The sequence below is a fragment of the Pleomorphomonas sp. JP5 genome, from assembly GCF_023721815.1.
In the GTDB taxonomy this organism is placed as follows: Bacteria; Pseudomonadota; Alphaproteobacteria; order Rhizobiales; family Pleomorphomonadaceae; genus Pleomorphomonas.
Map to the genome: position 1 here is coordinate 37,457 of NZ_JAMDLI010000013.1, position 19,216 is coordinate 56,672.

A 19,216-nucleotide genomic window follows, 5' to 3' on the forward strand; every position below is an offset into this window, starting at 1 on the left:
CTGGTTTTGTTCCCGTCGTGTTCCGGCGAGGCTGAAACACCGGAAATCGGGGAGAAATACGCTGGGTACGAGGAATCGAAACGAAGCCTTCCGCCCCCTTCTGGTGGTCGGCGGCTGCCATCAGGACGTACTCGGTCGCGCCGGCATCGTCTACGAGCCGGCAACCTCGTGCCCAGGCATCGTGACCCGCCGCCCCGGCGGCGTGGCGCGCAACGTGGCGGTGTTGCTCGGGAGGGCCGGCGCGCCTTGTCGCTTCGTGTCCGTGGTCGGCGACGACTTGGCCGGTCGCGAACTGATCGCCGAACTCGACGCAGCCGGGCTCGATACGAGAGCGATTGTCGTTGATGCGGCGGGCCGGACAGGCACCTACCTTGCCATCCATGACGAGGCGGGAGAGCTCGTTTCGGCCATCTCCGACCTAAGCCTCTACGACGGTTTCGTGCTGCCACCCGCGACGCTCGACAGCAGCGACGCCCTGGTCTTCGCCGACGCCAACCTTGCCCCCGGCGAACTCGCCCGCCTCGCCAAGGCCCATGGCGAGAGGCTGGTGCTGGACGCCATATCGAGAGCCAAGGCGCCGCGCCTCAAGCCGCTCGTCACGTCGGGGGCGCTGTTCATCTGCAACCTTCCCTCGGCCGAACTTCTGGTCGGCCATCCGGTAAGCCGACCGATCGAGGCGGCCGAACATCTGGCGGCGGCGGGCGCGCGGCGAGCGGTGATCACCGGTGGATCGAAGCCACTCGCCATCCTCGACCAAGGCCGCATCACCGAAATCGAGCCCCACCCGACCGAGGTGATCGACGTCACCGGCGTCGGCGACGCCCAGACGGCGGGCATCCTGCTGTCCCTGTCCACAGGCGCCCCGCTTCCCGCCGCCGTTGAAGTCGGCATGTCCGCCGCCCGCGCCGCTCTGGCCACCGCGGGCGCCTTGCGCGAGTTGCCGGACTGGGTGGCTGCCTCGGCCGTGGCGGCGGCCGGCGCCTAGCGCAGGTCGGCAAGAGTGGGAACCGGCGTTGCGTCGGACCCGCGTTACGAAATGGTGTCGCCGCCCACAAACACACCGGCCAAGGACAGGTCCGTCTCGACCACGACCATGTCGGCAACGGCTCCGGGGACAAGTCTGCCCCGCTGGGTTTCTCCAATGTAGTCGGCGGCGAAGGTCGACGTCCGGCGGGACGCTTCTTCGACCGTAAGTCCGATAGACACCAGATTCCGAAACGCCTGCGACATAGTCAGGCATGAGCCGGCCAAGGTCCCATCGGCCAGGCGCACTCCGTTGTCGCACTTGAAAACCGACTGAGAGCCGAGCTTGTAGGCGCCGTCGGGCATCCCGGTGGCCGGCGTCGCGTCGGTCACTGCGTAGACGTTGGGAATGGCGCGCATGGCGGCCCGGATGGCGCCGGGATGGACGTGCAGCAGATCGGGAATCAGCTCCGCGTAGTCGAGGTGGGCGAGCGCCGCCCCAACGATACCGGGCGCGCGGTGCTGCAAGGGACTCATGGCGTTGAAGAGATGGGTGACCGAGCGGCAACCGCAGCGGATCGCCTCAACCGCGGTCTCATAGTCGGCCAGGGAATGGCCGAGCTGAGCCCGGATGCCGGCCTCGACAAGATAGCGGATGAACGCGCCATCCCGATCGGCCTCGGTGGCGACGGTCACGACCCTGATGGCCGCCAGGTCCAGAAAGCGTCGCATCAGCTCGACGCTGCCGACTATGGCATTCGCCGGCTGGGCGCCGAGCCGTTGCGGAGAAATGAAGGGCCCTTCGAGGTGCACGCCCAGGACCGTCGCCTCACCCAGCGCCGGAGCCTTCCTCACCGCTTCCGCGGCGGCAAGAGCCATCTCGATGTCAGGAACGGGCGCCGTCATCGTCGTTGCCAGGAACGACGTCGTACCGGTCGCGACATGCGTAGCCGCCACCCTTCGGACAGCGTCGCCACCATCCATCACATCCGCGCCACCGCCTCCATGGCAGTGAAGATCGACGAAGCCGGGCAACACATAAGCATCTGGGACTCCATGTGCTTTCTCAATGCGCTCTACATGTCCGTCGCGCCAGAGAATGCGCCCGCTCACTAAGCCGCCGGGCGTCAGAATTTGCCCCGTCAGCTCACCGGAATTGGTCATCAACGCTCTCCATTGCATTCATGATTATGTTGTTATAACCTCTCGGAGGCCAAAGAGCCAAGGGGTCTCGTACCGACCTCCACGAAAAGCAAGCGTTCACTTCGTTTTCGACGGAACTGACGCACGCGGCGCCTGCCCGGCGGCTGCCATTCCGAAGCGAGAAACGAGGGGGTGCCCAGAGGGCGTGAGGCCGGAGACGAGCTTTCCGGAGGGCAAAAAAAGTGAAAACGTCTCATGGAACTACTTTCGTTTCGGCATTGATCGCCACCGCTCTGCTGAGCGGCTCGGCCCTGGCGGCGCCGACCGCCATCTCCTACCTGACCCACTGGTCGCCGGAGACCGTCGCAAAACTGGAGGCCGCCGCCAAGGAGTTCACGGCGGCCAATCCCGACGTGACCGTCACCGTGCGCGCCGTTCCGTTCGGCGATCTCCTGACGACCATCCGTTCCCAGGGCAGTTCGGCGGAAAGCCCGACCATCGCGTCGATCTACGATCTGTGGCTGCCCGAGCTGGCGCGCGACAAACTCGTCGAACCCGCCCCCGAGGCCAACGCCAAGGAAATCGGAAGCGACTGGCCGGCGGGCGTCGCGTCGGCCGCCTCGGTCGGCGGCAAGTACTATGGCTACCCCAACGAAATCGACGTCTACGCCCTCAACTACAACAAGAAGCTCTTCGCGGAGGCCGGCATCGCCGCGCCACCGGCGACATGGGCCGAGTTTGAGGCGGCGGCTGAGAAACTCACCAAGAAGGAGGGCGACCGTATCAGGCAGCAGGGCTTCGGCATGATCAACTCCTGGGCGGCCGGGGTCGTCCATCCGTTCGCTTCGCTGCTGGTGTCCAATGGAGGCGATCTCATTGTCGACGGCAAGCCGACGCTGGACAGCAAGGCGGCCGCCTCCACGTTCAAGCTCTACGAGGACTTCATCAAAAAGGGCTACACCGACCCGGCGATGGGAACCGCCGACGCCAACACCACCGGCCCCTTCCTCGACAACTTCGTCTCCGGCAACACCGGCATGATCATCATGGCCAACTGGTGGGAGAGTGCGCTGAAGGGCGGCCTCGGCGACAGGTTTTCCGACATCGGCACCGCCCCGATCCCCGTAGGGCCGGATGGCGACAAGGCCCGCTCGATCTCCTACTCGTGGCTGACCGTCGTCAACACCGGCGCCTCGGCCGAGCAGCGGGAAGCCGCCTGGAAGTTCCTGTCCTGGCTGAATGGTCCGTCGTCCGGCAAGGATGGCGCCTCCGCCATGTCGGACATCCTGCTCTCGATGGGAATCCTGCCGTCGCGCAGCTCGGATGTCACTGCCCACGCCAAGGACCTCGATCGCGACTTCCTCGCCGGATACGTCAAGACCTTGGCCGATGCCAAGCCGTTCCCGGTGGTCCTAGGCGGTCAGGAGTTCTCCGAGGCGCTACAGCAGGTCATCGAAGGCATTCAGTATGGCCGCCTCTCAGCCGAGGAAGCGCAGGCCAATGCCCAGGCTGACAGCGTATCGATCCTGGAACGCGCTGCCCAATAAAGAAAACACCGCTGGTCCGTGCGTCAGGTCCGGCGGGCCACAAGCCCGCCGGTCCTCACCCCAACCTCACCTCCAGAACAAGTCGGCCATGACCCATTCGCCTCGCACCCCGATACTCGTGATGCTGGCCCCAGCCGTCAGTCTCGTCGGTGTCTTCATTTTCCTGCCAATGCTGCTGACGATCTGGCTGTCGTTTCAGGCCTGGTCGACCCAGACCGGATTTGGCTCCACCAGGTTTGTCGGTCTGCAGAATTACGCCGACCTGCTCAGCCCGCTTTCGGTTGGCCGGGACTTCCGCCAGGCCTTCTGGAACACCGCGTTTTACACGGCGCTTTCGGTGATCGTGATCCTGCCGCTGTCGGTCGCGCTGGGCCTGATGGTCTATCAGACGAGGGTTGCAGGCGGCCATGTGCTCCGGACCGTTCTGTTCTCGACCTACATGGTGCCGATGATCGCCGTGGCCCTGGTATGGTCGAAACTCTACTCGCCCAACGAAGGACCGCTCAACCAGATCATCGGCTGGTTCGGCTTCGACCGTCAGCTGTGGCTGTCGTCACCGGATACCGCCCTTGCCTCCATCGTTCTTCTCAACGTCTGGCAGCAGGTCGGGTACTTCACGGTGCTCGTCATCGCCGGCCTCACCCAGATTCCCACCTCGCTCTACGAGGCAGCGCGGATCGACGGCGCCAATCCGGTGCAGTCCTTCTTCGGCGTGACGCTGCCGCTGCTGCGCCGGACGCTGTTGTTCAGCGCGGTCATCGCCGTCATCAACGCCGTTCAGGTGTTCGAGCCCGTCGCACTCATCACCCAGGGAGGACCGGCGAACTCCACCAATGTGCTCACCTACTACATTCGCCGCGTCGGCATCGAGCGGGCCCAAGGGGGGCTCGGGTCGGCCATGGCCGTCACGCTGATGCTGGCGTTGATCGTGGTGATCGTCGCGCTGTTCGCCTTCGCACGCAGAGGAGACGACGACAAATGAGCAGCGTTCGCAAGGGCCGTCTGTTCCGGGCCTCCAAGGCCAGACCACTCGATGCGCTGCTCCTGGGCGGCATTGTCCTGGTGGCCGTGGTCTCCGCCTTTCCTCTGATCTGGATGGTATTGTCGAGCTTCAAGACACCGGCCGAGAGCATGCAGGTGCCACCGGTCTGGATCCCGGAGTCGGTGAACTTCCAAGCCTATGGCGAGGTGGCGAGCGTCATCAACGCCGGCCGATCCTTCTGGAACTCGGCAGTCATCGCCACCACCACCACGCTCGGCATCCTGATCACCTCGCTGATGGCGGGCTACGCCTTCGCCAAGTACCGCTTCAGGGGGCGCGACCTGCTGTTCGCGGCGGTGATCGCCACCATGTTCCTGCCGCCGATCGTCACGCTCATTCCGCTTTACCGGCTCGTGGGCTCCATCGGGCTCAACGCAAGCCTGGCCGGCGTCATCGTCCCCAATCTGGCCAACGCCTTCGGCGTCTTCCTGATGCGGCAGTTCATTGCCGGCGTGCCCGACGACCTGATCGATGCCGCCCGCGTCGATGGCGCATCCGAACTCAGGATCGTCTTCACGGTGGTGGCTCCGGCCGTGGTCCCGGCCATCGCCGCCCTCGCCCTGTTCGCGTTCGTCTACCACTGGAACACCTATCTCTGGCCGCTCACGGTCCTGCAAGGACAGGTCGACAGCTACCCGATCGTCCTCTCGCTCTCGCGCCTGCTGAGCTACAACCGGGGTGCGATGAACACCGGTCTCGTCATGGCCGGGGCAACGATGGCGGTGTTGCCGCCGCTCGTCATGTTCCTGCTGCTGCAACGCTTCTTCGTCGACAGCATCGTCTCGTCGGGGGTGAAGGGATGAGCCGCGTTCTCGCCATCGATATCGGCGGCACCAACATTCGCGCCGGCATTGCCGATGCCGATAGCCCCTGCGAAACGGAGGTGGTCGCCAATGGCGCCGCGCCGTCCGACCTCCACGCGTTCCGAGCCTTCGTCGACGCGCAAATCGAGGCTTACCGACCCGATGGTCTGGGGATCGCAATTCCAGGCCTTGCCAACGGCACGCTCTGCCGTTGGGTGCCCAACCTGCCCTATCTCGACGGCAACGACGTCGCAGCGCTCTTCCCAGGGCAACCGGTCGCCCTCGGCAATGACGCCCACATGGCCCTGGTCGCCGAAGCCACGGCCGGCGCCGCCGCAGGCCTCGCCGATGCCATCCTGGTCGCGATCGGCACGGGTATCGGTTCGGCCGTACTCTCCGGCGGTCGGGTATTGCGCGGAAGCGGCGGGAGCGCCGCCTCCTTCGGTTGGGCGTCGGCCGACCGGGACGACGCTGGCGATGACCGCAGCGGCTGGCTGGAGCGCCATGCCGCCGGCCGCGCCCTCGACCGTCTCGCCCGCTCGGCAGGCCTCAGAAATGGTACGGAGCTGATCGCCGCCGCCCGCGCCGGACAACCCGATGCGCTCAAGCGGCTCGAAGAGCCCGCCGCCGCGCTCGGCACCTGTCTCGCTGGCGCCGTCGCCCTGCTCGACCCAGCCGTGATCTTGATCACCGGCGGCGTCGCGTCGTCCTTCGATGTTCTCGCCCCCCTGACGCGCGCCGCCCTGACGCGTCAGTTGCCACCGCATCTCCGCTCCATCCGTATCGCCGTTGGTCACTTCGGCCCCGGTGCCGTCCTTGCCGGTGCCGCCGTCGCGGCGGCAGGCAGCCCCCTTTGGAAAGTCGACCATGTCTAATCTTGGCCTCGTCACTCTACCCGATCGCAATCGGCCCGAACCGCTCTGGCATCAGGCCGAACAGGCCCTGCGGGCTCTCATCGCCAACGGTACCTGGCCGGAAGAGACGCAGCTTCCGAACGAGGAGCGCTTGTCGCAAATGCTCGGCGTCAGCCGCATCACCGTCCGACATGCGCTTAGAAACATTGAAGAATCCGGCCTTCTGCGCCGCGAGCACGGGCGTGGGACCTTCGTACGGTCGTCCACCGTCATCGCCGGAGTGCGGGGCCTGACGAGCTTCACGCAGGAAATGGCCTCGCTCGGTCTGACCGGTAGTTCACGCCTTCTGGAGGCCGACACCACCGAGGCGGACGAGACGATCGCCGATGCCCTTGAGATCAAGCTCGGCGAACCGGTGGTGCGGCTCCGTCGCCTGCGCCTCGGCAACGACGCACCTATCGGCATCCAGACAGCCCACCTGCCGGCCTCGCTGGTGCCCGGACTGGTCGAGCTCTCGCCACAGCTCACCTCGCTCTACGAGGCGCTGCGCAGCCGTTACGGCATCCTGCCCAAGGAAGCGCGTGAAGCCTATCGCGTCGGCAGCGTGCTCGAAGGCGACGCCGAGCTTCTGGGCGTTCCGTCCGGCAGTCCGGCCTTTGTCGTCGAGCGCGTCACCTACGACGTCAACGGTCCCTTTGAATTCGCCGTCTCCACCATGCGCGGCGACCGCTACGAGATCCGGTCCAAACTCTATCTCTAGCACCCCAGGGCGGCGCCTGCCGTCCACAACTCAGTACCCCAAGGAAAGGTCAACCATGTCCAGCCTCTACATCTCTCGCCTCGTCAAGATCGCCGAGGAAACCGCCGCCACCAACGAGCCGGCCTTCGAAGCCGCCGCCGCCGCGCTGTCCGACTCTCTTTCCAAGGAAGGCCTCGTTCACCTGTTCGGCTCCGGCCACTCGGTGCTTCCGTGCCAGGAAACCTTCCCGCGCTATGGCTCCTACGTCGGCTTCAACCCGCTGACGGACCCCCGCGTGATGTGGCACAACGTGCTCGGCGCCGGTGGCGTTCGCGAGCTGCTCTGGCTGGAGCGGACCGAGAACTACGCCGAGAAGTTCCTCGACCACCAGCCGCTCAACCCCGGCGACTCCATCGTCATCTTCGGTCACAGCGGCCGCAACTCCTCCGGCATCGACACGGCGCTCTACGCCAAGAAGCGCGGCCTCACGGTGGTGGCGATCACCGCCAAGCAGAACCTCGACAAGCCGGCGACCCATTCGTCCGGCAAGCGTCTTGCCGATGCCGCGGATATCGTCATCGACACCGGCGCGCCGATCGAGGATGCCATCGTTCAGGTGAAGGGCTGGTCGCGGCCGGTCTCCGGTTCGTCCACCGTGCTCGCCATGATGATGATGCACGAACTGGTCTCGCGCACTGCCGTCAAGCTCGCCGACAAGGGCATCGAGCTGCCGACCTTCGCCTCCCCGACCATCGCCGGCGTCACGCTGCTCGATACGGACATCATCTACGGCGTCTATCGCGAGAAGATGCTGAAGGCGCAGGAAAAGCACCTGGACTTCTTCAAGGACCGCATGAGCGGCAAGCTCTGAACCAGTCGCGGATCAGAAACAACGACATTGTCCCAGCCGGTTCTGCCGGCTGGGATCGTCCGGACCAAGCCACGGAGCGGGAATGACGATGGCAACTGTCGAACTGAAAGACGTGACCAAGGCCTATGGCGACGTCGGGGTGATCCGGGGTATCGACCTTTCAATCGCCGATGGCGAGTTCGTTGTCTTTGTCGGACCGTCCGGCTGCGGCAAATCGACGCTTCTGCGGATGATCGCCGGCCTCGAGGAAATCTCCACCGGCGACATCCTGATCGACGGAACGCGCTGCAACGACGACGCACCACGCGAACGCGGCATTGCCATGGTGTTCCAGTCCTACGCGCTCTATCCCCACAAGACCGCCTACGGCAACATGGCTTTTGGCCTCAAGCTGTCCGGCATGGGAAAGAGCGAGATCGACGTTCGCATCCACGAGGCGGCGCGCATCCTGAAGATGGAGGAACTGCTCGACCGCCGCCCCTATCAGCTTTCCGGCGGGCAACGCCAGCGTGTCGCGATCGGCCGCGCCATCGTCCGCCACCCCAAGGTGTTCCTGTTCGACGAACCGCTTTCCAACCTTGACGCCGCGCTTCGGGTCTCCATGCGCCGCGAGATCGCCAAGCTGCACACCCAGCTGGGCTCGACCATGATCTACGTGACCCACGACCAGGTCGAGGCCATGACGCTCGCCGACCGGATCGTCGTCCTCAATGGAGGCGTGGTGCAACAGATCGGCACACCGATCGAGCTCTACGAGCGTCCGCGCAACCTGTTTGTCGCCGGATTCATCGGTTCGCCGAAGATGAACTTCATCGAAGGCGAGATCACGGCTGTCGAAACGGATCATGTCCGGTTTTCCAGCCCCGATACCGGTGAAGTCACGGTTCCGATGCTTGCGACCGGAGCGACGCAGGTGGGCTCGCGGGCGACGCTGGGATTTCGGCCCGAACATCTTGCACTGGGTGGAGGAGAGTTCGGGATTTCGGCGACCGTCCGCTTGATCGAACGCCTCGGAGACCAATCGTTTCTCGAGTTGGAGACGGCGTCCGGCCAGCTCATCGTCGCTCGCGTCGACGCTGCGCATCCCGCCAATCTCGGATCTCAGCTGACGCTCGGCTGCGATTCCGTTCGCCTGCGACTGTTCGACGACGAGGGATTGGCTGTCTAGAGCCGCCCCCGGCGAACCCAGGTTCGCCAACGTGCTCCATCTATTTGTTCTCACGCAAGGCCGGTTCCCGCTGTCGCTGGAGTTGCTCCAGTACGCCTGGAAGCGACACTACGCGATGGAGCGCATCCGCCAGCCCAGGTCGTGGGCGTCCAAAAGCAAGACTGCCCGTTGAAACAACAGGACGATTTGCATTTTTTGCCGCCCGTTGCGTCTTCCCTCTTTCACAAGGCCGCCGTCTTGTCGTATAGAGTGCGGCTCGGAGATCCATCACCCGCCGCCGACGTCGCGTGCCCACTCCGTGGCCTTGTCGTGCGGCCACATTCGGAGGCATGATGGCATCCCTGCCACTCGTCTATTCGCCTGAAGTCGAAGCCGCGATCGCAGCCGGCAAGCCGGTCGTCGCACTCGAGTCCACCATCGTCACCCACGGCATGCCCTATCCGGACAACGTGGAGACGGCGCGCGCCGTCGAGGCCGAGATCCGCAGCCGCGGCGCCGCACCGGCCACCATCGCCGTTCTCGACGGCAAGATCCGCATCGGCCTCGATGCCGACACGCTCGACAAGCTGGGCAGCATGACCGGCGTCATGAAGCTGTCTCGCGCCGACCTCGCCTTCGCGATCTCCACCGGCCGTCCCGGTTCGACCACTGTCGCCGCAACGATGATCTGCGCCCACCTCGCCGGCATCGAGGTGTTCGGCACCGGCGGCATCGGCGGTGTCCACCAGGGCGCCGAGGAGAGCTTCGACGTCTCCGCCGATCTTGAGGAGCTCGGCCGCACGTCGGTGATCGTCGTCGCCGCCGGCGCCAAGGCCATCCTCGACCTGCCAAAGACACTGGAGGTTCTCGAAACCAAGGGCGTTCCGGTGGTCGGCTACGGCACCGACGAGTTCCCGGCCTTCTGGTCGCGTGGCTCGGGCCTGAAGGCCCCGCTCCGGCTCGATTCTGCCGCCGAGATCGCCGCCTTCCAGAAGGCGCGCAAGTTGCTCGGCATCGAAGGGGGCATGCTGATCGCCAACCCGGTGCCGGAGACAGACGAGATCCCGGCCGTCCGCATGCAGGGCTTCATCGCCGCCTCACTGGCTTCGGCCAAGGCGGCTGGCATTTCGGCCAAGGAAGTAACGCCCTACCTTCTTGCCGACATGTTCGAGCGCACCGCCGGCTCGTCGCTCAAGACCAACATCGCCCTGGTCATGAACAACGCCCGCCTCGCCGCCGACATTGCCACGGCGCTGAAGAGCTGATCGTCAGATACGCTTCGGGGCTGGTTCGCCCAGCCCCGAAGAAACCCCACAGTCAAGATTGCGCCGACCGTCGCCTGAGCTATTCGGCAAGCGTTTCCTTCACCGTCGTCGCCAGCTGCTTCAGCGAGAAAGGCTTGGGCAGGAAGTTGAACTGCTCGTTCTCCGGCAGGTTCTTCTTGAAGGCGTCCTCGGCATAGCCCGACACGAAGATGATCTTGAGATCGGGCTGGGTCTTGCGCAGCTCGCGAAGCAGCGATGGCCCGTCCATCTCCGGCATCACCACGTCGGATACCACCAGATCGATCTTGCCGTTCACCTCGGCCATGACTTCCAGCGCCTCAGCGCCCGTGGAGGCCTCGTGAACGGTGTAGCCGCGCGAGGCCAGCGCACGAGCGGCAAAGGCGCGCACGGCCTCCTCGTCCTCGACCAGCAGGATCGTCGCGTTGCCGGTGAGATCGGCGATCGGCGTCGCCTCGACGTTCTTCTTCGGCACGGCGTCGGCCGGGGCCTCGTGCCGCGGCAGGAAGATGTGGAAGGTGGTTCCAACCCCCAGCTCCGAAACCGGATAGATGTAGCCCCCGGTCTGCTTGACGATGCCGTAGACGGTGGAAAGGCCGAGGCCCGTGCCCTTGCCGACCTCCTTGGTCGAGAAGAACGGATCGAAGATCTTTTCCATGACCTCCGGCGTCATGCCCGAACCATTGTCTTCCACCTCGATGTGCACATATTCGGCAGCCGGCATGCCCTTGAAGGGATAGGACCGCGCGCACTCGTCCGCCATGACGTTGGAGGTGCGGATCTCCAGCTTGCCGGCCTTGGTCATGGCGTCGCGGGCGTTGACCGCCAGATTGATGACCACCTGCTCGAACTGGTTGAGATCGGCCATCACCGGCCAGACGTCACGGCCGTTGTTGACCTTGAGCTGAACCTTCTCGCCGAGAAGACGACTCAGGAGATTGGACAGTTCGGCCAGAACGTCGGACAGCACCAGCACCTGCGGCCGCAGCGTCTGGCGGCGCGAGAAGGCCAGGAGCTGCCGAACGAGGCCGGCCGCCCGATTGGCATTCTGCTTGATGTTCATGATGTCCTGGAAGGACGGGTCCGTCGGCCGGTGGTTGTTGAGCAGCAGGTCGGAGAAGCCGATGATCGCGGTGAGCACGTTGTTGAAGTCGTGCGCGACGCCGCCGGCCAGCTGACCGACCGCCTGCATCTTCTGCCCTTGGGCGAACTGCGCCTCCAGCGCCCGCTGCTCGGTGGTTTCCAGCGCGTAGACGATGGCCACCTCGCCGTCGCCAGCCCCTTCCTCCACGGTCGACACATAGAAGCGGGCGTAACGGTCGCCCTCTCCGGCCAGCGACACATCGATGCCCGAGATGTTGCCCTGTCCGTTCACCGCCGAAACGATGGCCTCGGAAATCGCCTTGCGATCGCGCTCGGCGATCACGTCGGTCAGGCGGCCGCGTGGGGCCGATGGGTCTGGCCTGACGGAGGATCCGAACAGGCGCATGAACGGCGCGTTGTTGCGGCCGATGCGGCCTTCCTTGTCGATCGAGGCGATGGCGGCCGGCGTATTGTTGAAGAAGCGGGTGAACCGCACCTCGGCGGCGCGCAGCGATTCCGACACGTCCTCTCCGGGCGAGCGGTTCAGCACCAGCGTGCGGCTGTCACCCACCGCGCCGTCGCTACCCACCGGTACGCGATGGATGATGCGGACCGGCAGGATCTGGCCGTTGCGCTTGACCATGTCGAGGTCGACGATGCCGGTCTTCACTTCGCCGGATGCGCCGCGAATGCCGTCGAGAAGCGCCACGCCGTCCCCGACGACGATTTCCTTGAGCTGCATGGCGCCCGCCTCGAACTCGGTGAGGTCGTAGCCAAGCCAGTCGGTCAGCGTGGCGTTCATGTAGACGACGCGACCGAGCGCATTGGCCGACAGGAAGCCGGCCGGCGCATGGTCGAGGAAGTTCACCGCCCGCTGCAACGCCTGGAAGCTGTTCTCCTGCTCGTCGCGATCGCGGGTGATATCGGCCACTTGCCACACGTTGAGTGGCAGGGACAGGCCGGTGAGCGGCCGCACGCGGATGCGGTACCAGCGGGCCGGACCGTCGATGCGGCCGAGGGGATGGGCAACGCGCAGTTCCTCCATGGCCCGTCGCCCCTCGCGGGAGGCCTGGGCCAGCCGGAAGATCACGTCGGCCGTGTCGGGATCCCCCGAAAACACCCGCTCGACGGTGCGGACATCGACGGCCGACTCGGCCCGGATCAGCCGGCCGTAGGTGGCGTTGGCATAGACGATGCGACCGTCGCCGTCGGTGACGCAGACACCGTCGGTCATGGTGTCGAGGAAGCGCTTGGCGAGCTGCACCTGCCCGTCGTTGCGCGAAGAGAGACGCACGAGACCGATGGCGATGGCAAACAGCGAGAAGACGCCGATCACCGCCAGGAGCCCGAGAAGACCGAGCACATAGGGCTCGGCCGCCGCCCGGTCGAGCACTGCGAACACCGCCGCGGCGGCCACCAGAGCCAGTGCCAGCGCTATGACAAGCCCCACGTTGCCGCCGCGCTCGGAGCGGTCGACGATCGGCGTTTCGACGGAAGGTGCCGACGGCTCGGTTTCGTTCATGCTGCTCTTGCCCTGCCCGCCTGCCGGCGCCGCGCCCAATGGGTTGGCGCAACGGCCGGGAATCGTCTGTTCATGCCATGATCTTTAGCAATCGCCCGTGACGAGGCAAACGGCGACTTGCGCCTTTTCGCCAATCCGGGACGATGATACCAGCTTTTGAAGGCCTTCCGCGCCCCGCTTGCCACCATCAGGACCGCCAGCTCGGCTTCTTCTTGAGGTTCAACACGTAACCGACCACCTGCGCCACCGCCTTGTAGTGCTGCTCGGGGATGGCGTCGTCGAGATCGACGCTGGCATAAAGCGCGCGGGCGAGAGGCGGATTCTCGACGATCGGCACATCCGCCGTCTTCGCCATCTCGCGGATGCGCAGCGCCACCTCGTCGACGCCCTTGGCGACGCAGATCGGGGCCGGTGTCGTCTCGTCATACTTGAGCGCCACGGCGTAGTGCGTCGGGTTGGTGACGACCACCGTCGCATCCGGCACCTTCTGCATCATGCGCTGACGCGCCCGCTGCATGCGCAACGACCGGATGCGCCCCTTGACGTGTGGATCGCCTTCGGTCTGCTTGTGCTCGTCCTTGACCTCCTGCAACGACATGCGCTGACGGTGCATGTAGCGGTAGCGCGACCAGAAATAGTCCGCCGCGGCGATCAGGAACATCAGCGCCAGCATGAAGCCGAGCATGCGAAGCGCCAGCGACTTCGCTACCGACAGCGTACGGGCGATGTCGATGGTGACGAGCGCATCCAGCCGGTCGCGCTCGGGCCACAGCACCATGGTCATCACCGTACCGAGCACCGCCACCTTCAGAAGACCCTTGACGAAGTTGGCGAGGCTTTCCGGCGAGAACATCCGCTTCAGCCCGGCAAGCGGCGACAGCTTGTCGAGCCGTGGTTCCAGGGATTTCCAAGAGAAAACCATGCGATGCTGGGCGAGATTGCCGACAACGCCGCCGAGCGCCATCAGCACCAGCGGGAAGGCGAGCGCCAACAGGAAGCCGCCAACCAGTGCGAGATAGAGGCGGCGCAGAGCACCGCTGTCGAGGGCGATCTCGGCGGCATGCTCGAAAACGCCCCGAAGGGGCGGCAGCAGCGCACTGATCATTCCGGAGCCGGTCAGCCCGATGACGGCGGTCACGGCGACGAGCCCGAAGAACGTGCCCACCTCCATGCTCTTGATGACGTCGCCCTGCTCGTGCGCTTGCTCGAGTTTTCGTTGGGTAGGTTCTTCTGTTTTGTCGCTGTCGTCGTCCGGACCGGCCATGGCGCTGCCTCAGTTGGGAACGAGGCGCATCAGACCGGTTTCCATGAAGGACCGGTAGAGGCCGAGGATGGTGGCGACGAGCGAAGCGAGAATGGCGAGGCCGATCATGATGGTGAGCGGCATCGCCAGGAAGTAGACCTGGAACTGCGGCATCAGCTTCTGCAACACACCGAGGCCGAGATTGTAGACCAGGGCGAACACCATGAAGGGCGCGGCGATCTGCAAGGCGGTCTTGAAGGACTCGACGATCGTCAGGATCGCCGCATCCTTGAAGTCGCCGACCGGCACCAAATCGCCGGGCGGAAACATGGTGTAGCTGCCGGCAATGCCGGCGAGAGCCACGTGATGCAGGTCGGTGGCGAAGATAACGGTCACCCCCGTCACCGACAGGAAGGACGAGATGATGGCGCCCTGCTGGCCCATGGTGGGGTCGACGCTCTGGGCAAAGCCGAGGCCGATGTCGGAGGCAATCGCCGTGCCGGCAATCTGGATCACGCTCATCAGAAGGCGCGCGGTCAGGCCAATGGCGACGCCGATGATGACTTCGGCGACAAGAGCGAAGATCAATCGACTCATGTCGTTGGCGAGCCCGGAGGGCAACCGGTTCGACAGCAGGGGATAGAAGACGGCGGTGAGAAGCAGCGCAAAGCTCAGGCGAGCACGCGAGGATATCGTCGGCTCCCCGATGCCGGGCATCAGCATGCAAAGCGTGCCGATGCGGGCGAACAGCAGGATGAAAAGGACCGTGACGTCGGGAAGGATGCGAATGGTCATCCCCGGACGATCCATTCGCTGAGCGTCACCATGAAGCTGTTGAGCGAGTCGGCCATGAAGGGCAGCACCAGCATCAGCACGATGAAGATGGAAAGAATCTTCGGGATGAAGGCCAGCGTCTGTTCCTGGATCTGCGTCAAGGCCTGAAACAGCGACACGACAAAGCCGACCGCGAGGCCGGCCAACATCACCGGCGCCGCGATCTTGATGGTCACCCAAATGGCGGTCCGGGCCAGGTCGAGAACCTCAGCGCCACCCATGCCGTCCGCTCCGAACCGCGCCGGCGTCAGATCGCCATGCGCATGATTTCCTCATAGGCCGAGATCACCTTGTCACGCACCGACACCATCGTATCGAGCGCCACCTCGGCTTCCGACACGGCCGTGACGACATCGATGATGTTGCCCTTCCCGGCCATGTAGCTCGCCTGCTTGACTTCCGAGGCGTTACCCTGATCGATCACATCCCGCACCTGATCGCGCAGCATGGAACCGAAATCGGGAGACGTCACCCCGGCGGCCCCGGCAGCCGCTTCGCCAGCCTGCCCCGCCTGACCGCGATTCGCCAGTCTCGACATGGCGCCGTACACATTGCTGGCATTAAGCGCGGTGGTGGTGAGCGCCATGACGATGGTCCTCCTAAGGCGATTCCGGCAAAGGCGCGTGTCGGCCTTGCGTCAGGACTAGTGTTCAAACAAAGAGCTTCGGGCGTACTCAGCCGCGCAGAATGTCGATGGTCTTCTGGAGCATGGCGCGCGTCGACGAGACGACGTTGAGATTGGCCTCGTAGGTGCGCTGGGCGCTCTGCATGTCGACCATCTCGATGAGCGGCGACACGTTGGGATACTTGACGTTGCCGCTGGCATCGGCCGCCGGACTGTTCGGCTCGTACTTCAGCTCGAAGTCCGAGCGGTCCGGTACCACGCGCCCAAGCCGCACCATCTCGGCCCCCAGCTCCTTGTCGAACTTGGAGGTGACCGTGGGAATCTGCCTGCGGTAGGGGTCGCCACCCGGCGTCGACGCCACGGAATCGGCATTGGCGACATTCTCGGCGATGACGCGCATCCGACCGGTCTGCACCTTGAGGCCGGCGGACGAGATCATCAACGTCTTCAGGAAGTCCATGGCCTCACCTCACCTCTTGCCAACGGCGGTCTTCAACAGGCCGAGACTGCGCTGGTAGAGCGACGTCACGGCCTGGAAATCCATCTGGTTGCTGGTAACCTTCATCATCTGGTCTTCGAGCGACACCGCGTTGCCGTCCGGCGTCACCTCGTAACCACCGACCTTTTCGGGCCGGAGCGGCCCGACATTGCTGATGCGAGGCCCGGCGATGTGCATCGGGTTGGTCAGGGCAGTGGCGACGCCGCCGTCCCCCTCGCCCTCCACCGCCATGCGGAAGAAGTCGGGAGCCTTCAGGTCGCGCGCCGTGTAGCCCGGCGTCTCCGCGTTGGCCACATTCTCGGCAAGCACCTTCTGGCGCGTCTCGTGGAAGCGCAGCTTGCCTTTGAGGGCCTGCAGGACCGGCAGATCGGTCATCGACATCGAAAGAACTCACCGCAGTTGGCGTCCGGACCGGCCGCCTGATACACCGCAAGAGGAGCGGCGCCCTGAAAGTCGCTGTCCTTCACAAGGATTCGCAACTTGAATAACCGTAGGCAATATTTGCCGACCTCAGGGTTAATGAATGGTTAACAATCCATTCCTCTAGGTCCGGAGAGGCTTGAAAAACGCCCGATTTGGCTGATAGCTGGGAAAAAGTGCCTAATGGGCTGAAGGTTGCGCCTTGCAACGCCCTGTCTGCGAGGGGTTGCCGGTGCAAAGCGGAACGAAGCGAACGGCGGCGGAAGACGTTTCCGAATAATTTCCCATTTCGAGATAAACCGGTTATCGACTTGACGAACTGGCACCTTCAACGAAACAGGTCTTGGGTGGAAAAGTGAGATGCAGGAATTGCTGGTAACTTGGTTTGGTGCCACGGGGGCAACCGTCGTGCGCTATGCCCTGGCCCTCGCGGTGGTAGCGGGGCTTCTGCTGCTGCTCCGCTGGGTCCTCCGCAACTATGCGACTGGCGGCCAGCTGTCGATCGGCCGGAGCCGCCAGAACCGGCTCACGATCGTCGAGCAGATCGCCCTCGACCAGCGCCGGCGCCTGTTGCTCGTGCGGAGAGACGGCGTCGAGCATCTGATTCTGGTGGGTGGCGGCAACGACCTCGTCGTCGAGCCAACCATCATCCGGGGCGTTCCAGTGGGCAGTCTCGGGCGCACCGCTCGTCCGGCTGTCTCCTCTACGGCCTCCTCCGAGGAAAGCGAGGCCACGGCGGCCGAAACGCCCGCCGTTGGGGCAGCGCCCGTCGCGCCCATGATGGAAGCGCCCGCCACCGTCCGCCCCGTACCGATTCCGCGCCCCGCCGCCGCCGTCGAGCCCGCCCGTCCGGCCTTTCCGTCGCATGTCGCTGGCGAACACCCGAAGGCCACGTCGATCCAGTCGCGCCTCAACCGCGCACAGCCCCGCACGCCGGATGCCTCGCGCGGCGCGGCGCCCTCGCCTTACATTCCGCCAGAAGCCCACCGCGTCGAGCCGACGGTGGCGCCCATTTCGCCGATCGTCTCCGACAAGCAATCGTCGGATCTGCCTGAGCCGCACGAAGCCCCGCAGATGGAGCGCAAGTCCGAACCGGCGCGTCCCGTGCCCGCCAGCGTGTCCATCCCTCCGGTGGAAGACAGTCCCGGCTTCGACGACCTCGCTCGACAGCTTGATGAAGCGCTCAAGAGCGAGATCGAGGAAATGAAGATCGAGGCGGCCGAGCCGCCCGCCGCGGCACCGGAACCGGCGCCCAAGCCCGAGCCGGCAAAGCCGACCACGTCGGCCGCCTCCGCCTGGCTTCGCCCGCGGGCGACTCAGGCGCCGCGTCCGATTGCGCCGCGCGAGCCGTCAGTGGCCCGGGAGCCGGTTGCAACCCGCGAGCCCTCCGCGCAGGCAACTCCGACGCGTTCGCCGCTGAGGCAGCCCGTCGCCGAGCCCCGGATTGCCGAGCCCCGGAGCGCCGAGCCGGCCGCGGAGCCGGTTGCCGCTCCGGAACCGGTGGTCACCCCGCGCGTGACCGAGAAACCCGTAGCCGAGAAGCCGGAGGACGACGTCCGCACCAGCCCCGAGTTTTCCTCGTTGGAAGACGAGATGGCCCGTCTGCTCGACGATCTGGCCGGTGATTCCAAGGGAAAACGCTGACCTCTCGTGCGCTTTCGATGCCTGTCGCCTTGAGCCGCCTGCCGGCCGGGGCGACAGTGTCGCGAAAAGCCGGATGATTCGTGTCCGGTCGCGATCGGCCGCATGGCGCGCCGATCCTTTCGGATAGGCGCGATGGCAGCGGACGACGACGAACAGGCCGGACGGGAGAACAAGGTGGCACCGCGTGGCCGCCACGGCGTTCGCCGTCTTGTCATCCTGCTCTGTCCGCTTCTCCTCGGCCTCCTGTGGCTTGGCCTGTCATCCGGCATTGCCCTCGCCCAGGACGTCAGCATCACGCTCGGCCAGGGATCGACACTGACCGAACGCGCCGTTCAGCTCGTCGGGTTGCTCACCGTTCTGAGCCTGGCCCCGTCGATCGTCGTGATGATGACCTCGTTCACGCGAATCGTCGTCGTGCTGTCGTTGCTCAGATCGGCCATCGGCCTGCAAACGGCACCGCCAAACGCGGTCATGATCTCGCTGGCGCTATTCCTCACCGCCTTCATCATGGCGCCGACATTCCAGGATGCCTACACCAACGGCATCGAACCGGTGGTCAACAATCAGATCGAGTTGACCGAGGGGTTCACCCGCGCCATGCAGCCGATGCGGGCCTTCATGCTGGCGCATGCCCGCGAAGTCGACCTGCGCCTGTTCGTCGACCTTGCCGGCCTGCCGCAACCCGAGACCCAGGACGATCTGGAAACCCGGATCATCATCCCGGCCTTCATGATCTCCGAGCTACGCCGAGCCTTCGAGATCGGCTTCCTGATCTACCTGCCCTTCCTGATCATCGACATGGTGGTTGCGTCGATCCTGATGGCCATGGGCATGATGATGCTGCCGCCGCAGGTGGTGTCGCTGCCGTTCAAGCTGATTTTTTTCGTGCTTGTCGACGGCTGGGCGATGCTCGCCGGCAGCCTTGTTCGCAGCTACGCGGGCGGATAAGGCGGC

At 65.0% G+C, this 19,216-nt stretch carries 19 protein-coding genes; 11 read left to right on the forward strand and 8 right to left on the reverse strand.

The window, feature by feature from the left end; genetic code table 11:
• The first annotated feature begins 103 nt into the window (after positions 1-103).
• Entirely contained in the window at positions 104-985 is an 882-nt protein-coding gene (locus M4J40_RS17455) for a PfkB family carbohydrate kinase (protein ID WP_251755700.1), read from the forward strand.
• A gap of 44 nt (positions 986-1,029) precedes the next feature.
• Here the strand turns inward: M4J40_RS17455 and nagA are convergent, their stop codons facing one another.
• A complete protein-coding gene (gene nagA / locus M4J40_RS17460) occupies positions 1,030-2,145 on the reverse strand; it encodes an N-acetylglucosamine-6-phosphate deacetylase (protein WP_311134156.1) in 1,116 nt (371 codons plus the stop codon).
• A gap of 203 nt (positions 2,146-2,348) precedes the next feature.
• On the opposite strand from nagA, the gene M4J40_RS17465 reads away from it, so the two are divergent.
• The 8 genes from M4J40_RS17465 (at position 2,349) to M4J40_RS17500 (ending at position 10,374) form a co-directional block, all read left to right on the forward strand.
• Entirely contained in the window at positions 2,349-3,653 is a 1,305-nt protein-coding gene (locus M4J40_RS17465; RefSeq protein WP_251755702.1) for an ABC transporter substrate-binding protein, read from the forward strand.
• Positions 3,654-3,741: 88 nt separating this feature from the next.
• Positions 3,742-4,635: a carbohydrate ABC transporter permease gene (locus M4J40_RS17470; RefSeq protein WP_251755703.1), complete on the forward strand. Its 894-nt coding sequence runs from the start codon at positions 3,742-3,744 to the stop codon at positions 4,633-4,635.
• The gene (locus M4J40_RS17475; RefSeq protein ID WP_251755704.1) at positions 4,632-5,498 is read left to right on the forward strand and encodes a carbohydrate ABC transporter permease; all 867 of its coding nucleotides are present in this window, start codon (positions 4,632-4,634) and stop codon (positions 5,496-5,498) included. The genes M4J40_RS17470 and M4J40_RS17475 overlap by 4 nt, the downstream gene beginning before the upstream one ends.
• Positions 5,495-6,373, forward strand: a complete 879-nt coding sequence (locus tag M4J40_RS17480) for an ROK family protein (protein ID WP_251755705.1) — start codon at positions 5,495-5,497, stop codon at positions 6,371-6,373. The genes M4J40_RS17475 and M4J40_RS17480 overlap by 4 nt, the downstream gene beginning before the upstream one ends.
• A complete protein-coding gene (locus M4J40_RS17485; protein ID WP_251755706.1) occupies positions 6,366-7,112 on the forward strand; it encodes a GntR family transcriptional regulator in 747 nt (248 codons plus the stop codon). The genes M4J40_RS17480 and M4J40_RS17485 overlap by 8 nt, the downstream gene beginning before the upstream one ends.
• A gap of 55 nt (positions 7,113-7,167) precedes the next feature.
• Positions 7,168-7,962, forward strand: coding sequence for a sugar isomerase domain-containing protein (locus M4J40_RS17490; RefSeq protein ID WP_251755707.1), 795 nt, complete (start codon positions 7,168-7,170; stop codon positions 7,960-7,962).
• Positions 7,963-8,050: 88 nt separating this feature from the next.
• Positions 8,051-9,130, forward strand: a complete 1,080-nt coding sequence (locus M4J40_RS17495; protein WP_251755783.1) for an ABC transporter ATP-binding protein — start codon at positions 8,051-8,053, stop codon at positions 9,128-9,130.
• Between the two features lie 329 nt (positions 9,131-9,459).
• Positions 9,460-10,374, forward strand: a complete 915-nt coding sequence (locus tag M4J40_RS17500) for a pseudouridine-5'-phosphate glycosidase (RefSeq protein ID WP_251755708.1) — start codon at positions 9,460-9,462, stop codon at positions 10,372-10,374.
• A 79-nt stretch (positions 10,375-10,453) separates the two neighbouring features.
• Here the strand turns inward: M4J40_RS17500 and cckA are convergent, their stop codons facing one another.
• The 7 genes from cckA to flgB form a co-directional block, all read right to left on the reverse strand.
• Positions 10,454-12,997 (reverse strand): cell cycle histidine kinase CckA, encoded by a 2,544-nt coding sequence (gene cckA, locus M4J40_RS17505; RefSeq protein WP_251755709.1) that lies wholly within the window; start codon positions 12,995-12,997, stop codon positions 10,454-10,456.
• A gap of 187 nt (positions 12,998-13,184) precedes the next feature.
• Complete coding sequence (gene flhB / locus M4J40_RS17510) at positions 13,185-14,261, reverse strand: flagellar biosynthesis protein FlhB (RefSeq protein WP_251755710.1); 1,077 nt, start codon at positions 14,259-14,261, stop codon at positions 13,185-13,187.
• Between the two features lie 9 nt (positions 14,262-14,270).
• Positions 14,271-15,035: a flagellar biosynthetic protein FliR gene (fliR, locus tag M4J40_RS17515; RefSeq protein ID WP_251755711.1), complete on the reverse strand. Its 765-nt coding sequence runs from the start codon at positions 15,033-15,035 to the stop codon at positions 14,271-14,273.
• Entirely contained in the window at positions 15,032-15,295 is a 264-nt protein-coding gene (fliQ, locus tag M4J40_RS17520) for a flagellar biosynthesis protein FliQ (RefSeq protein ID WP_251730429.1), read from the reverse strand. Before fliQ ends, fliR begins: the two co-directional genes overlap by 4 nt.
• A 26-nt stretch (positions 15,296-15,321) precedes the next feature.
• Positions 15,322-15,660: a flagellar hook-basal body complex protein FliE gene (locus tag M4J40_RS17525; RefSeq protein WP_251755712.1), complete on the reverse strand. Its 339-nt coding sequence runs from the start codon at positions 15,658-15,660 to the stop codon at positions 15,322-15,324.
• A gap of 88 nt (positions 15,661-15,748) precedes the next feature.
• Positions 15,749-16,159 (reverse strand): flagellar basal body rod protein FlgC, encoded by a 411-nt coding sequence (flgC, locus tag M4J40_RS17530; RefSeq protein ID WP_251730427.1) that lies wholly within the window; start codon positions 16,157-16,159, stop codon positions 15,749-15,751.
• A gap of 9 nt (positions 16,160-16,168) precedes the next feature.
• The gene (flgB, locus tag M4J40_RS17535; protein WP_251755713.1) at positions 16,169-16,579 is read right to left on the reverse strand and encodes a flagellar basal body rod protein FlgB; all 411 of its coding nucleotides are present in this window, start codon (positions 16,577-16,579) and stop codon (positions 16,169-16,171) included.
• A 399-nt stretch (positions 16,580-16,978) separates the two neighbouring features.
• Between flgB and M4J40_RS17540 the strand changes: the two genes are divergently transcribed.
• Complete coding sequence (locus M4J40_RS17540) at positions 16,979-18,262, forward strand: flagellar biosynthetic protein FliO (RefSeq protein ID WP_251755714.1); 1,284 nt, start codon at positions 16,979-16,981, stop codon at positions 18,260-18,262.
• Between the two features lie 132 nt (positions 18,263-18,394).
• The gene (gene fliP / locus M4J40_RS17545) at positions 18,395-19,210 is read left to right on the forward strand and encodes a flagellar type III secretion system pore protein FliP (RefSeq protein WP_251755715.1); all 816 of its coding nucleotides are present in this window, start codon (positions 18,395-18,397) and stop codon (positions 19,208-19,210) included.
• The last annotated feature ends 6 nt before the right edge of the window (positions 19,211-19,216 follow it).